Origin of the sequence: Microbacterium sp. Se5.02b (assembly GCF_019464375.1) — a bacterium.
In the GTDB taxonomy this organism is placed as follows: Bacteria; Actinomycetota; Actinomycetes; order Actinomycetales; family Microbacteriaceae; genus Microbacterium.
This window is the reverse complement of sequence record NZ_CP080491.1, coordinates 3,059,259-3,074,265: the sequence shown is the minus strand read 5'-3', so window position 1 is coordinate 3,074,265 and position 15,007 is coordinate 3,059,259. Positions and strand designations below refer to the sequence as shown.

Below are 15,007 nucleotides of genomic sequence, written 5' to 3'. Positions count from 1 at the left end.
TGGTCTCGCCCAGCGTGACGATCATCGGCACGGCGCCGATGCTGCCGGTGAGCAGGGCGGCCAGCACCGCAGAGCGATGCGCCACCAGGTGATCCATCAGGATCGCGACGACGGCGAAGCCGACGCTCATGGCGGCCGCGAGTGCGGGCGAGGCGTCCAGGGGGCGGAGCCGAAGACGACCGCTTCGACCGCCGCCGCGCCGAGCGCTCCGAACAGGGCGATCGTCGTCGAGGTCGGGATGATCCCCAGGAAGGCGGTGTCACCGGCGATGAGCAGCGTCACGACGGCGACCGCGACCACGATCTGTCCGGCGAACGTGCCGACGTCGCGGAGCCAGGGGGCGCGTCGGCGCAGCAGGCGGCGCAGCAGCATTCCGGTACCGGCGACGGCGATCACGACGAGCAGGACGTCGAACGACCATGCGCCAGGAGAGATCACCGAGGTGTAGGGCCACATCGCCACCATGGTGGCCACGGCGGCCAGCGCGGCCGGGGCGACGACACCGTACCGTTCCTCGCGGTCGCGGTGCCATCGCGGCGACCCCACGGCGGGCGCTGCCGCTGCCGGTGCGGACTGCTCAGCGCGGAACATCGCCCACCCCGATCCGTGCCGAGACGGCCTCTTCCCAGGCCTCGGCGACGTCGGGCCCGAGCGGCACCACCGTCCAGCCGTGCGGAGACGACGCCTCGGCCGCTCCGGGGAGCAGCTCGGTGCTGAACAGCATCGGGGCAGCGGCGCCGGCCGGACGCAGCAGAGCGGCATCCTCTTCGTCGAGTCGGCCCGTGATGAAGACGAGCGGCCCGGGCGGGGAACCTCCGATCAGCGTCGCCAGGTCGCGGCTCTCGCCGCGGGGAGCGACCATCGCGAGGGCCACGAGCAGACCGTCGCGGTCGTCCTCATGCCCGCGCAGCGCCCCCAGCAGCATCCCGGCGCTGTCGATCACATCGACGCTGTAGCCCTCCGCTGCGAGATGCACGGCCGCGGAGGCGCACAGCGATACGGCTGCTTCGAACGCGGGGTCGGCGTCGGCGCCCGGCGCGTCCCAGTGGCGGCTGCTGCGGTCGAGCACGACGACGGCGTCGGGGCTGGACTCCTCTTCCTCCTGGCGCACCATGAGCTGGCCGCGGTGTGCGGTGGCCCGCCAGTGGATGCGACGCATCGAGTCGCCGGGGATGTAGCCGCGCGGCGACAGGTTGTCGCTGCCCTGCCCGAGCCGTGTCGACGAGGTGTGCGCCGTCCCGCCCGCCGCACCGACCCGCACGGCCAGGGGCGCCAGGGCGAAGACCTCCGGTACGACCGTGATGCTCCGCGTGTCGCCGAACGCCTGCTCGCGCTGCGCGAGCCCGAACGGATCGACGGTGCGCAGCAGCAGCGGACCCAGGGGCCAGACCCCACGGCGGACGCCGGTGATCGGATAGCTGAGCTGCCCGGTCTCGGAGGGGTACTCTCCGCCGGAGTCTCCCGAGACGGCCGGGGGCAGCACGTCGTGCCACAGTCCCCGCGGCACCCGCAGGGCCCGCAGTGAGCCGCACGGTCACCCGTGAGGTCTCCGACACCGTGAGCAGATCGGTGGATATCTGGCGGGTGACTTTTCCGGAGCGCCGGGGGAGACGGACGGCGAGGAGCGAGAACAGCGTCAGGGCGGCCAGCAGCACGCCGATGTACAGCAGGATGCGGGTGCCGAGGATGTTGGCCGCGATCAGGCAGCCGAGGGCGGCGATGAGCGCACCGGTTCCGCGGAGGGTGAGGGATCGGCGTCGTCGCATGGGGTCCTCGGTCAGGAGCGCGTGGCGACGGGCACCCGCACCCGTTCGACGATCTGGGTCAGCGCGGCCTCGACCGGCTGCGCCCCGGCGCGGTGGGCCCCGCGCGCCGGCAGTAGGCGATGCGCGAGCACGGGGATGAGCAGGGCGGTGATGTCGTCGGGGATGACGAAGTCGCGCCCGTCCAGGGCGGCCCAGACCTTCGCTGCTCTGATCAGCTGCAACGTCGCCCGCGGGCTCGCGCCGAGGTGCAGGTTCGGGTCGGAGCGTGTGGCCTGTGCGAGAGCGACCGTGTAGTCCTCGAGCGCGGGGGCGACGTGGACCGAGCGCGCCCACGCGATGAGCTGCGAGATGGACGCCGCATCGGCGACGGGCGACACGGCTGCGAGCGGATTCACGACATCGCGCTGCCGGAGCATGAGCGCCTCGGCAGCGGCATCCGGGTACCCCATGGAGATGCGCATCATGAACCTGTCGCGCTGCGCTTCGGGAAGAGCGTACGTGCCCTCCATCTCGAGCGGGTTCTGGGTCGCCACCACGAGGAAGGGCGTCGGGAGCATATGGGTCGCGCCGTCGACCGTGACCTGTCCCTCTTCCATCGCCTCGAGCAGCGCGGACTGCGTCTTGGGCGAGGAGCGGTTGATCTCGTCGGCGATCACGATGTGGGCGAACACCGCGCCGCGCTTGAACTCGAACTCCCGGTCGACCGGGTTGTACACCGAGACGCCGGTCACGTCACCGGGGAGCAGGTCGGGGGTGAACTGGATGCGGCGCACCGTCGCGTCCACGCTGGCGGCGAGGGCCCTGGCGAGCATCGTCTTGCCCACACCGGGGACGTCTTCGATCAGCAGGTGCCCCTCGGCGAGAAGGCACACGAGGGCGCTGCGCACGGCATCGGGCTTCCCGTCGATCACCTGACCGATGGAGCCGAGGATCGCAGACGTCTGCGCGGCGAAGGTGTCGGCGTCGATCATCACCGGGTTCAGGGGGGCGTTCTCTGGCATGCGTTCCCTCTCGCGTCGGCGCTGCGATGCGCGTTACTCGATCGTAACCCGGTGCGGCGGCCGCCGCTCTGGCAGGTTCCTTTGAGGTTCCGGGGCCGGACCGGGTGCTGTGCGAAAGCACCGGACGCATCGGGTTAGGATAGGAGACGGCTCTCCGCGTGGCGGCATCCAGGCCAATTCCCCCAGGGCGGAAACGCAGCAAGGGTAACCGGGCTCTGCTGGGTGCGCGGAGAGTCATTTTCTTTGCCCGGACGAGGGCGCGCGACACGCAGCTTCCTCCGGGGCGCACCTGCGACAATCGTCCGGTGACCGCCACCCCCACTCCGAGACCGGCGCATCCTCTCGGCCGATTCGCCTCGCCGGTGCTCCTGCTCGTCGCGATGTGGGGCGTGCAGTTCGCCGATGCGATCCTGCCGGGCTCTTTCACCGGTTTCGGACTGCGGTCGTGGGATGTGTCCGGTCTCGGGGGCATCGTGCTCGGTCCGCTCCTGCACGCGAACTGGCAGCACCTGATCGCCAACTCGGTGCCGTTCCTGGTGCTCGGGTGCCTGGTCGCGGTCGAGGGCGCCCGCCGATTCTGGGCCGTCACCGCGATCGTCGCGGTCGTCGGCGGCCTCGGCACCTGGATCGTCAATGCGCCGGGCACGCTGACGGTCGGCGCGTCGGGGCTGGTGTTCGGGTACTTCGGCTACGTCGTGATGCGCGTGTTCGCGCCGGGGCGTGTGGCACACCGCATCCTGTACGCCGTGATCGCCGTGGTCGTCGTCGCCCTCTACGGCGGCTCGATGATCGCCGGGGTGTTCGGCGTCGCGGAGGGGATCTCCTGGCAGGGGCACCTGTTCGGAGCGGTCGGCGGGGGCTCGCCGCGCTGATCGGCCGCCGCCCCCGCGTCGATCGTGGAGCGCCGGCACCATGACGACGGGACGCGCTGCTCCACGGGCGACGCGCGCCACCGGGGCGAAGAAGGGCGCAGCGAAGAAGCCGGCAGCGCGCCGCCGGAGCACCGCACGACGGAGGAGTCCGAGCGCACGGCAGCGGGCCGCGATCCGCGCGCGCCGCAGGAAGACCCTGCAGCGCGTGCTCTTGTCGATCGGCGCCGTCGCCGTGCTCGGCGGCCTGCTGGTGCTCATCCCGCGGGGGCTCGCGCACGATCCGGCACCCGTGTGCGTCGATGAGCCGCAGACGCTCCCTGAGGCGGGCATCGAGGGCTGGAGCGGCGCACAGCTCGACAACGCGGCGACCATCGTCCGCACGGCGGCGGCGCTCGGGTACTCCCGGGAGGGGCAGGTCCTCGGGGTGATGACGGCGATGGGCGAGAGCAGCCTCCGCAACATCGACTACGGCGACTGGGAGACGCGCGGGTTCACGAACCCCGACGGATCGCGTACGTCCAGCATCGGGCTGTTCCAACAGCAGGACTGGTGGGGGAGCGTCGAGCAGCGGATGGATCCCGCGACGGCGACGACCCTGTTCTTCGAACGGCTGGGGCGGGTGCCGGCCTGGCAGTCGATGGAACCCTCGCACGCGATCCACCGGGTGCAGGTCAACACCGATCGCGACTACTACGCGCGATTCCAGGCGGATGCGACGGCGGTCGTCGCCGCGCTCTCGGGGCCGTGCGAGTGACGGTCGAGCAATAGTCCCGGTGACGTCGGGTTGGGGCCGAGGCTGCCGCGCCTAAGCTGAAGCCGTGGCGCAGAGCATCTACATCACCTCGGCCGAAGGCCATACCGGCAAGTCCACGATCGCCCTCGGGGCGCTCGACGCCCTGATGCGCGTATCGCCGCGGGTCGGGGTGTTCCGCCCGATCGCGAGATCCGTCACCGATCGCGACGAGATCCTCGAGCTCATGCTCGCCCACGACGGCGTTCACCTCGACTACGAGGACTGCATCGGCGTGACCTACGACGACGTGCGAACCGACCCGGAGGCCGCGCTGGCGACCATCGTGGCGAGGTACAAGGCGGTCGAAGCGCAGTGCGACTCGGTCGTCATCATCGGGAGCGACTACACGGATGTCGCGAGTCCCGCCGAGCTCGGGTTCAACGCGAGGATCGCCGCGAACCTCGGCTCGCCCGTGCTCCTCGTGCTCAGCGGCCGCGACCAGCAGCGCCAGGCCGAGCAGCTCGGCACCACGACGGCTCGCTCCGCCGCTGCCGTCGCGCAGATCGCCGCGCTCGCCCTGCCCGAGCTCACGCAGGAACGTGCGGAGCTGTTCGCCGTGGCCGTGAACCGCGCAGACCCCGACGCCCTCGACGCCATCATCGAGACCGTCGGGGCCGCCCTCCCGCACGAGCGCACCCCGGTGTGGGCCATCCCGGAGGACCGCGCGCTGGTCGCCCCCTCGATCCGCGGCATCCTGGCCGCCGTCGACGGAACGCTGCTCAAGGGCGACGATGACCGGCTGACGCGAGAGGCGCTGACGATCGTCGTCGCGGGGATGTCGATGGTGAACGTGCTGCCGCGGCTCACGGAAGAAGCGGTCGTCGTGATTCCGGCGGATCGCACCGAGGTCCTTCTCGCCGCACTCCTGGCCGATTCGTCGGGGACGTTCCCGCGCATCGCCGGCATCATCCTCAACGGCCCCTTCCCCTTGCCGGAGCCGATCGTGAAGCTGCTCGACGGGTTCGCATCCTCGGTGCCGATCATCACGACCGACCTCGGCACCTACGACACGGCCGTGCGCGTCATGAGCACCCGTGGGCGCATCTCGGCCGACTCGCGCAGTCGCTACGACCGGGCGCTGGGCCTTTTCCAGGCGCACGTCGACATCGCCGAGTTCACGGAACAGCTCGGGCTCGCCGAGGCGCACGTCGTCACGCCGCTGATGTTCCAGTACGGGCTCATCGAGCGGGCCAGAGCCGACCGTCGTCGCATCGTGCTGCCGGAGGGAGAGGACGATCGCATCCTGCGCGCCGCTGCCACGGTGCTCGCGCGCGAGGTGGCCGACCTGACGATCCTCGGCGACGAGGCATCCGTCCGCGCGCGTGCCGCGGAGCTCGGCCTCGACATCGGCGCGGCGCAGGTGCTCAGCCCGACCGACCCTGAGCTGGTCGAGCGCTTCGCCGCCGAGTATGCGCGGCTGCGCGCACACAAGGGCATCACTCTCGCCCAGGCCGCGGACACCGTGACCGACGTGTCGTACTTCGGCACGATGATGGTGCACCTCGGGTTGGCCGACGGCATGGTGTCGGGCGCCGTGCACACGACCGCGCACACGATCCGGCCGTCGTTCGAGATCATCAAGACCAAGCCGGGCGTGAACGTGGTCTCCAGCGTCTTCCTGATGGCGCTCGCCGACCGGGTCCTCGTGTACGGCGACTGCGCGGTGATCCCCGACCCCACGAGCGAGCAGCTGGCTGACATCGCGATCTCGTCGGCGACGACCGCCCGCCAGTTCGGCATCGATCCGCGCGTGGCGATGCTGTCGTACTCGACAGGGAATCCGGGTCAGGCGCCGACGTCGACAAGGTCCGCGCCGCGACCGCCCTCGTCCGCGAGCGCGCGCCCGAACTGCCTGTCGAAGGCCCGATCCAGTACGACGCGGCGGCGGATGCCGCGGTCGCCAAGGCCAAGCTCCCCGACTCCGCCGTGGCGGGGAGGGCGACCGTCTTCGTCTTCCCGGACCTGAACACCGGCAACAACACCTACAAGGCCGTGCAGCGCTCCGCGGGAGCGGTCGCGATCGGACCCGTGCTGCAGGGACTCAACAAGCCCATCAACGACCTGTCCCGCGGCGCTCTCGTCGACGACATCGTCAACACGGTCGCGATCACGGCGATCCAGGCGCAGGGAGATGCGGCGTGAGTGCGATCCTCGTCATCAACAGCGGGTCCTCCTCGCTGAAGTACAGCCTGATCGACATCGAGCAGGAGGATCTCCTCGCGAGCGGACTGATCGAGCGCATCGGTCAGGAAGCGAGCCCGGTCGCCCACACCGTGCGGCCGGCGGGCGGGGCGGAGGCCGCGCCGACCATGCTCGACGCGACCTATCGGAGCGAGCGTCCGGTCCCCGATCACGCCACGGCGTTCGAGGTCATGCGGGAGCAGTTCGCCGAGCGCGGACCCTCGCTCGACGAACATCCTCCGGTCGCGGTCGGGCATCGCGTGGTCCACGGCGGGGCCCGCTTCTACGCGCCGACGCCGATCGACGCCGATGTGGAGCGGCAGATCGACGAGCTGGCGGTGCTCGCGCCGCTGCACAACCCCGCGAACCTGGCCGGGATCCGCGCGGCGCGCGCCGTGTTCGACCGGGTGCCGCATGTCGCGGTGTTCGACACGGCGTTCCACCAGACGCTCCCGCCCGCGGCATACACGTACGCGATCGACGCAGCGCTCGCCGCAGAGCACCGGGTGCGACGCTACGGCTTCCACGGCACCAGCCACCAGTACGTGAGCGAGGCGGCCGCAGGGTTCCTCGGCCGCGACCTCGCCGGGCTCAAGCAGATCGTGTTCCACCTCGGCAACGGCGCGTCCGTGACCGCCATCGACGGCGGTCGGTCGGTGGAGACCTCGATGGGACTCACCCCGCTGGAGGGACTCGTGATGGGGACCAGGTCGGGCGACATCGACCCCGCAGCGCTCGTGCACCTCTCGCGCCGTGCCGGCCTCTCGATCGACGACCTCGACGCGCTCCTGAACACGCGCAGCGGTCTGGCGGGCCTCGCCGGTCGCAGCGACATGCGCGACATCCTCGCGGGCATCGAGGCGGAAGACGACGCCGCGACACTCGCGTTCGATGTGTATGTGCATCGACTGCGCGCCTATGCGGGCGCGTACATCGCGCAGCTCGGGGGAGTGGACGTCATCTCCTTCACGGCCGGTGTCGGCGAGAATGCGGCCCCCGTGCGGGCGGCCGCCATGGCGACGCTCGGGTTCGCCGGCATCGAGATCGACCAGGCGAGGAACGAAGCCCGTGAGCGCGGCATCCGCCGGATCTCCTCCGACGCGTCGGCCGTGACGGTCCTCGTCGTGCCGACCGATGAGGAGCTGCAGATCGCACGCCAGACCGCTGCGATGCTCTGACCCTCCCGCGGGGTTACCCCATGGCGTGCGACCGCATTACGCTGGCACAGTGGCACGGAGAGGTGCCGGCCCGCTGATCGCCCTTCTCCCTGGAGGCTCTGTGCCAGAAGCACTGCCCGACCTGTTCCACGCCGACGGCGTGCTCTTCGATCTCGACGGCGTCCTCACCCCGACGGCCGAGGTCCACATGCGGGCGTGGCAGGCCGTGTTCGACGACGTGTTCGCGCGATGGGGCATCACCCCGCCGTACACCGATGCCGACTACTACGACTACGTCGACGGCAAGAAGCGCTACGACGGCGTCGCGAGTCTGCTGCGCAGCCGCAACGTCGAAGTGCCGTGGGGTCAGGTCGACGATGAGCCGTCGGCCGAGACGGTGTGCGGCATCGGCAACCGCAAGAACGCTGCGTTCGCGGCGTCGCTGCGCGGTCAGGGCATCGCCCCGTACCCCGGCTCGCTCGCGCTCGTCGAGAGCCTGCACGCCGCCGGCATCCCGCTGGGCGTCGTGTCGAGCTCCAAGAACGCCGAAGAGGTTCTGGGCGCCGCGGGCATCCGCTCCTTCTTCCGGATCGTCGTGGACGGGGTCGTCGCCGAGCGCGACGGTCTCGCATCCAAGCCCGCCGCCGACATGTTCGCCGCCGGAGCCGTCGCCCTCGGCGTCGACCCCTCGCGCTCCGTCGCCGTGGAAGACGCCACCTCGGGCGCCGCATCCGCCGCGGCAGCCGGCTTCGCTGATGTCGTCGGCGTCGACCGCGGCGCCGGTGCCGACGCCCTCCACTCGGCAGGCGCCACCGTGGTCGTCGACGACCTCGCCGTCCTCCTCCCCGCTTCCCGCACCGACATCCCGGAGACCGCATGATCGATCGCGACCGCTTCCCCGTCGACCCGTGGCGCCTGATCGACACGCACTACTCGGAGGAGGGCGTCGGCGAGACGCTGTTCTCCGTCGGCAACGGCTACCTCGGCCTTCGGGGCAATCACATCGAGGGTCGCGGCGCCCAGGAGCACGGCACGTTCATCAACGGGTTGCATGAGACCTGGCCGATTCGGCACGCCGAGCAGGCCTACGGCTTCGCGGAGGTCGGCCAGACGATCGTCAACGCCCCCGATGCCAAGGTCATGCGCGTGTACGTCGACGACGAACCGATCTCGCTCGACGACGCCGACGTGCGGGAGTACCGGCGCACCCTCGATCTGCGCACCGGCGTCCTGGAGCGCCATGTGGTGTGGGAGACGCCGTCGGGCAAGCGGGTGCGGATGCGCGACGAGCGCATCGTGAGCTTCGAGGAGCGCCACCTCGCCGTCCTCCGGCTCGAGGTCGTCGTGGAGAACTCCGACGCACCGGTCACGATCAGCTGTCAGCTGCTGAACCGGCAGGACGGCGCCGGGGTGTACGCGGGCACGCCGATCGGCACGAAGGCGGCGGCGTTCGACCCTCGCAAGGCCGAGAAGATCGCCGACCGCGTGCTGGAACCGGCCGAGCACTGGCAGGACGGATTGCGCTCCGCGCTGTCGTATCGCGTCGCGGATTCCGGGATGACGGTCGCCGTCGTCGCCGACCACATCGTCGAGACCGAGAACGCGTACAACGCCCGCACGCTCGTCGAGCCCGACATCGCGAAGAACGTGTTCCGCGTGCAGGCGAAGGCGGGCGTGCCGATCACGGTCACCAAGCTCGTGAGCTATCACACCTCGCGCGGCGTGCCTCCGCGGGAGCTCGTCGACCGCTGCCGTCGTTCGCTCGACCGGGCTGCCGACGAGGGCGTCGAGACGGTCTTCACGCGGCAGCGGGAGTGGCTCGACGCGTTCTGGGAGCGCAGCGATGTGCAGATCGGCGGGCGCGACGACCTGCAGCAGGCCACACGGTGGTGCCTGTTCCAGCTCGCGCAGGCATCCGCCCGTGCCGATGGCGCCGGCGTGCCGGCCAAGGGCGTGTCCGGCTCGGGCTACAGCGGCCACTACTTCTGGGACACCGAGATCTACGTGCTCCCCTTCCTCACCTACACCTCGCCCCGGTGGGCGTACAACGCGCTGCGCGCGCGGGTGAAGATGCTGCCGGCCGCTCGTCGTCGTGCCGCGCAGCTCAACGAGGCCGGGGCGCTCTTCCCATGGCGCACGATCAACGGCGAGGAGGCCTCGGCGTACTATGCCGCAGGCACCGCGCAGTACCACATCAACGCCGACATTAGCTTCGCACTGGGCAAGTACGTGCGCGCAACGGGCGACGAGGAGTTCCTCCGCCGCGAGGGTGCCGACATCGCGATCGAGACGGCGCGGCTGTGGGCGACGCTCGGCTTCTGGCGTGCGACACGCCTGGTGGAGGAGACGGATGCCGGTGACGGCATCGAGACGTTCCACATCCACGGCGTCACAGGGCCCGACGAGTACACGACCGTCGTGAACGACAACCTCTACACGAACGTCATGGCGCGCTACAACCTCCGCTACGCGGCCAAGGTCGTGCGCGAGATCCGGGAGAGCTACCCCGACGACTACGTGAAGCTGGTCGACCGCACCGGACTCGGCGTCGGCGAGGCCGAGGCGTGGGAGCGCGCGGCCGAGGCCATGTACATCCCCTACAGCGAGGGTCTGGGCATCCATCCGCAGGACTCGCTGTTCCTCGAACGGGAGGTGTGGGACCTCGCCAACACGCCTGCCGAGCAGCGGCCTCTGCTGCTGCACTTCCACCCGCTGGTCATCTACCGCTTCCAGGTGCTCAAGCAGGCGGATGTCGTGCTCGCGCTGTTCCTGCAGGGCAACCACTTCACGCCCGAGGAGAAGAAGGCGGACTTCGACTACTACGATCCGCTGACCACGGGCGACTCGACCCTGTCGGCGGTCGTCCAGTCGATCCTCGCCGCCGAGGTCGGCTACCAGGACCTCGCGCAGAAGTACTTCGAGCAGTCGCTGTTCGTCGACCTGCACGACCTGCACCACAACGCGGCGGACGGCGTGCACGTGGCTTCTGCGGGCGGGGTGTGGACCGCGCTGGTGTGCGGCTTCGGCGGCATGCGCGACTACGCGGGCGACCTGAGCTTCGACCCTCGGCTTCCTGCGGACTGGCCGTCGTTGTCGTTCCCGCTGCAGTGGCAGGGATCGACGCTCCAGGTGACCGTCACCAAGGACGAGCTGCGCGTGCAGGTGCGCAGCGGCCCCCTGTGCCGTTCAGCGTGCGCGACACCGCCTACTTCGCGACGGAGGAGGATGAGGTGGTCGTGCCGCTCGCCGACCAGGGCCCGCGCATCCCCGGACGCCCGACGCTGCGGCAGTTCGCCGACGCCCGCCGCGAGGACGGGACGCGCATGTCCGCATCCGTCCCCGTGATCACGACGGCGATCCCGGTGATCGAGCCGATCGACTGACCGCTCGGCCCGCCGAAGGTCGGTGGCACGCCTTAGGCTGTTGTAGTGACCACAGCCCTCTACCGCCGCTACCGACCCGAGACGTTCGGCGAGATGATCGGGCAGTCGCAGGTGACCGATCCGCTCATGACGGCGCTGCGCGGCGACCGGGTCGGCCACGCCTATCTGTTCTCCGGCCCCCGTGGCTGCGGCAAGACGACGTCGGCGCGCATCCTCGCGCGCTGCCTGAACTGCGCCGAGGGCCCGACCGACGTCCCGTGCGGCACCTGCCCGAGCTGTGTCGAGCTCTCCCGTGCGGGCGGCGGCTCCCTCGACGTTGTCGAGATCGATGCGGCCAGCCACAACGGCGTCGACGACGCGCGTGACCTGCGCGAGCGGGCGACCTTCGCACCCAGCCGCGACCGCTTCAAGATCTTCATCCTCGACGAGGCGCACATGGTCACCCCGCAGGGGTTCAACGCGCTGCTCAAGCTCGTCGAAGAGCCGCCGGAGCACGTCAAGTTCATCTTCGCGACGACCGAGCCCGAGAAGGTTCTCGGCACGATCCGCTCCCGCACTCACCACTACCCGTTCCGACTCGTGCCGCCTGCCGCGATGCTCGAGTACGTCGCCAAGCTGTGCGCCGAAGAGGGCGTGATCGTCGAGCAGGGTGTGCTGCCGCTCGTGGTCCGCGCCGGGGAGGATCCCCCGAGACACGCTCTCGCTGCTCGACCAGCTGATCGCCGGTTCCGATGCGCCGGCCGGTTCCGAGACCGTCACGGTCGGCTACGCCCGCGCCGTCTCCCCTCCTCGGGTACACGCACGCCGCCCTGCTCGACGAGATCGTCGACGCGCTCGCCGCGGGAGATGCGGCCTCCGCTTTCCCGGCCATCGACCGCGTCGTGCAGACCGGTCAGGACCCTCGCCGCTTCGTCGACGACCTGCTCGAGCGCCTGCGCGACCTCATCGTCATCGCCGCCGTCGGCGCGGGGGCCTCGGCCGTCCTGCGCGGCATCGCCGAAGACGACCTCGAGCGTATGCGCGGCCAGGCTCAGGCCTTCGGCTCCGCGCGGCTCTCGCGCACGGCCGATGTCGTCAGCGCCGCCCTCGACGACATGTCGGGTGCCACATCCCCGCGCCTGCACCTCGAGCTCATGGTGGCTCGAGTGCTCGCCGGGGCATCGGACGCTGCGGCCCCGGCTGCTGCGACCCCGGCTGTTGCGACCCCGGTGCTCGACGGTGGTGCCGCCCCGGCGCGTGCTGCCGCCGCTGCTGCGACAGCGGCTGCTCCGGCATCCGCTGCCGGCGCTGCTCCGGCTCCGGCGCCCGCTGCGGTCCCGGCACCTGCTGCGACGGACGCGGCACCTGCTGCTGCGCCGACACCTGCTCCTGGCCCGGCACCTGTCGCCGCTCCGGCACCTTCTGCCGCTCCTGCGGCCTCCCCTGCTGCGGATCAGGGGCAGCCCGCTGAGCGCTCCGAGACGCCGACCCCCGACCCCGTCGCGGAGCCGAGCGTCCCCCAGGGGCCGGTGACGTTCGAGCGCATCACCGCGTCGTGGCCTGCGGTGCTCACGCGCCTCGAGGGCATCAGCCGCACGTCGTGGCTGCTGGCGACCGCTGTGCAGCCGCTGGCCTACGTCACCGAGACCGAGGTGCTGACCCTCGGGTTCACGAGCCAGCACGACGTCGCGAAGTTCAAGGGCACGACACCGGGATCAGGGCCGTCCGACCACCTCCGCTCCGCGATCGAACATGAGCTCGGTGTGCGGGTCAAGTACCTCCCCGCGCCGATGCCGACCGGAGGTGCACCGCGGCAGTCCGCCGCCTCCGGACCCTCAGCGCCCGCCGATTCCGCTCCTGCATCGGAGCCTGCGTCAGCGGGGTCCTCCCTCCCGCGAGTCCGCGGCGCGTCGGCATCCCCGGTGACGGAATGGGCGGTGGCACCCATTCCCACGGCTCCCGCCGAAGCATCGAGCAGCCCGCCCGTTCCCTCGTCGCCGCTTCCGGTCGACGAGGAGCCGGAAGAGGTCGAGGCGGCGGCGTCGGCTCCGGTCCCGCCCTCCGACGGCGCGGTCGACAGCGACGAGCCCCCGCTCCCCGGAGACGACGAGGCGCCGGTGTTCGACGACGAGCCGCCGTACGACCCCTCGTATGAGCCGCCGCTGACATCTCGGCCGGCTCCCGAGCGTGCGGCTCCGCAGGCGCAGCGCGCGTCGGCCTCCGCACCGGTCGTCGTCGATCGTGCTCCCTCGGTCGGGGGAGTCCAGCGCTACGGGGAGGCCGTGATCCGCCAGGTGCTCGGCGCGACGTTCCTTCGCGAAGAGCCCTACGAGCCCCCCACGAGGTTCTCCTGATGTACGACGGCATCGTTCAAGAGCTGATCGACGAGTTCGGTCGGCTCCCCGGCATCGGTCCCAAGTCCGCGCAGCGGATCGCGTTCCACATCCTCCAGACGCCGACGTTCGACGTCGCGCGTCTCGCGGAGCTGCTCAGCGAGATCCGCACCAGGGTGCGGTTCTGCGAGATCTGCGGAAACGTCGCCGAACAGGAGCGCTGCGCGATCTGCCGAGACCCTCGACGCAGCCAGGCGCTGATCTGTGTCGTCGAAGACGCGAAAGACGTCGCGGCCATCGAACGGACGCGCGAGTTCCGCGGGCTCTATCACGTGCTCGGCGGCGCCATCAGCCCGATCGCGGGTATCGGGCCCGACGACCTTCGCATCGCCCAGCTCATGACGCGGCTGGCCGACGGCACCGTGCAAGAGGTGATCCTCGCCACGAACCCCAACCTCGAGGGTGAGGCGACCGCGAGCTACCTGAGCCGTCTGCTGACCACGATGCAGATCACGGTGTCACGGCTCGCGTCCGGGCTGCCTGTCGGCGGCGACCTCGAGTACGCCGACGAGGTCACACTCGGGCGGGCGTTCGAGGGCCGGCGCATCCTGTGACCCCGAACGCGGGCTTCTCGCGTCGCGGCTGGCTGCTGTTCGGGGCCATGGCCCTGCTCTGGGGCGTGCCGTATCTGTTCATCAGCGTCGCTGTGGAGTCGTTCTCGCCACCGGCGATCGTCGCGGGGCGCACGCTCATCGCGGCACTCCTGCTGCTGCCCTTCGCGATCCGGAGCGGGGCGCTGCGTGCGGCGCTGAAGCACTGGCCGTGGGTTCTGGCCTTCGGTGCGGTGGAGATGGCCGGACCGTTCCTGTTGCTCGGCCATGCCGAGATGACGCTCCCGTCCGGGATGACGGGTCTGCTCGTGGCGACCGTTCCGCTGTTCGCGGCGTTGATCGCTCTCGGTGGGGGCGACCGCGGGGTCCTCCGTCCCGCTCGAGGGATCGGCCTGCTCGTCGGGTTCATCGGCGTCGCGATCGTGGTGGCGGGTCCTGGGCTCTTCGGTGGAGAGGTCAGTCTGCTCGCCGCTGGTGAGGTTCTGCTGGTCGCCGTGCTCTACGCGATCGCCCCTTTCATCGTGGCGCGCAAGCTGAACGACGTTCCCTCGCTGGGCACCATCACCCTGTCGCTGCTGATGATCGGGGTGTTCTACCTGCCGTTCGGTGCGCTGACCCAACACCAGCTCCCCACGCTCCCGTCCATCGTCGCGCTCCTCGCTCTCGCGGTGATCTGCACGGCGGTGGCGTTCCTGGCGTTCTTCGCTCTCATCCGCGAGGTGGGGCCGGTCCGCGCCCCGCTGTTCACCTACGTCAACCCGGTGGTCGCGATCGTTCTCGGCGCGATCGTGCTCGCCGAACCCCTGACTCCGGGGCTGCTCATCGGGTTCCCGCTGATCATCATCGGATGCTGGTTCGCGGCCACCGGCGGGCGTCTCCGCCCTGTCGCCCCCCAGGCTCTCCCTCCCACCCCCTGATCGCCGCGCGCTCC

At 70.7% G+C, this 15,007-nt stretch carries 9 protein-coding genes, 1 other RNA gene and 3 pseudogenes; 10 read left to right on the top strand and 3 right to left on the bottom strand.

What is annotated here, in order from left to right; all coding sequences use genetic code 11:
• Nucleotides 1–126 precede the first annotated feature (126 nt).
• From K1X59_RS21700 to K1X59_RS15280, 3 genes are all read right to left on the bottom strand, one after another.
• Nucleotides 127–591, bottom strand: a complete 465-nt coding sequence (locus K1X59_RS21700; protein ID WP_244632069.1) for a hypothetical protein — start codon at nucleotides 589–591, stop codon at nucleotides 127–129.
• Entirely contained in the window at nucleotides 578–1,483 is a 906-nt protein-coding gene (locus K1X59_RS15285) for a DUF58 domain-containing protein (RefSeq protein ID WP_258566873.1), read from the bottom strand. Before K1X59_RS15285 ends, K1X59_RS21700 begins: the two co-directional genes overlap by 14 nt.
• A 294-nt stretch (nucleotides 1,484–1,777) precedes the next feature.
• Nucleotides 1,778–2,767, bottom strand: a complete 990-nt coding sequence (locus K1X59_RS15280) for a MoxR family ATPase (protein ID WP_183150700.1) — start codon at nucleotides 2,765–2,767, stop codon at nucleotides 1,778–1,780.
• Nucleotides 2,768–2,912: 145 nt separating this feature from the next.
• On the opposite strand from K1X59_RS15280, the gene ffs reads away from it, so the two are divergent.
• The 10 genes and pseudogenes from ffs (at nucleotide 2,913) to K1X59_RS15230 (ending at nucleotide 14,993) form a co-directional block, all read left to right on the top strand.
• Nucleotides 2,913–3,009: signal recognition particle sRNA small type (ffs, locus tag K1X59_RS15275), an RNA gene on the top strand.
• A 63-nt stretch (nucleotides 3,010–3,072) separates the two neighbouring features.
• A complete protein-coding gene (locus tag K1X59_RS15270) occupies nucleotides 3,073–3,639 on the top strand; it encodes a rhomboid family intramembrane serine protease (protein WP_258566872.1) in 567 nt (188 codons plus the stop codon).
• Nucleotides 3,640–3,679: 40 nt separating this feature from the next.
• Entirely contained in the window at nucleotides 3,680–4,393 is a 714-nt protein-coding gene (locus K1X59_RS15265) for a hypothetical protein (RefSeq protein WP_183150699.1), read from the top strand.
• 64 nt (nucleotides 4,394–4,457) lie between these two features.
• Nucleotides 4,458–6,574 (top strand): annotated as a pseudogene (gene pta, locus K1X59_RS15260) (phosphate acetyltransferase).
• Nucleotides 6,571–7,791: an acetate/propionate family kinase gene (locus tag K1X59_RS15255; protein WP_220173551.1), complete on the top strand. Its 1,221-nt coding sequence runs from the start codon at nucleotides 6,571–6,573 to the stop codon at nucleotides 7,789–7,791. The pseudogene pta and the gene K1X59_RS15255 overlap by 4 nt, the downstream one beginning before the upstream one ends.
• A 100-nt stretch (nucleotides 7,792–7,891) precedes the next feature.
• Nucleotides 7,892–8,650, top strand: a complete 759-nt coding sequence (locus K1X59_RS15250; RefSeq protein ID WP_183150698.1) for an HAD-IA family hydrolase — start codon at nucleotides 7,892–7,894, stop codon at nucleotides 8,648–8,650.
• Nucleotides 8,647–11,153, top strand: a pseudogene (locus K1X59_RS15245) (glycoside hydrolase family 65 protein). The gene K1X59_RS15250 and the pseudogene K1X59_RS15245 overlap by 4 nt, the downstream one beginning before the upstream one ends.
• Before the next feature lie 45 nt (nucleotides 11,154–11,198).
• Nucleotides 11,199–13,486 (top strand): annotated as a pseudogene (locus tag K1X59_RS15240) (DNA polymerase III subunit gamma and tau).
• Nucleotides 13,486–14,079, top strand: a complete 594-nt coding sequence (gene recR / locus K1X59_RS15235) for a recombination mediator RecR (protein ID WP_183150697.1) — start codon at nucleotides 13,486–13,488, stop codon at nucleotides 14,077–14,079. The pseudogene K1X59_RS15240 and the gene recR overlap by 1 nt, the downstream one beginning before the upstream one ends.
• The gene (locus tag K1X59_RS15230; RefSeq protein ID WP_220173550.1) at nucleotides 14,076–14,993 is read left to right on the top strand and encodes a DMT family transporter; all 918 of its coding nucleotides are present in this window, start codon (nucleotides 14,076–14,078) and stop codon (nucleotides 14,991–14,993) included. The genes recR and K1X59_RS15230 overlap by 4 nt, the downstream gene beginning before the upstream one ends.
• The last annotated feature ends 14 nt before the right edge of the window (nucleotides 14,994–15,007 follow it).

Coding starts and splice junctions, on each gene's coding strand:
- K1X59_RS21700 (WP_244632069.1), bottom strand. CDS start 591: ATGTTCCGCGCTGAGCAGTCCGCACCGGCAGCGGCAGCGCCCGCCGTG.
- K1X59_RS15280 (WP_183150700.1), bottom strand. CDS start 2,767: ATGCCAGAGAACGCCCCCCTGAACCCGGTGATGATCGACGCCGACACC.
- K1X59_RS15265 (WP_183150699.1), top strand. CDS start 3,680: ATGACGACGGGACGCGCTGCTCCACGGGCGACGCGCGCCACCGGGGCG.
- recR (WP_183150697.1), top strand. CDS start 13,486: ATGTACGACGGCATCGTTCAAGAGCTGATCGACGAGTTCGGTCGGCTC.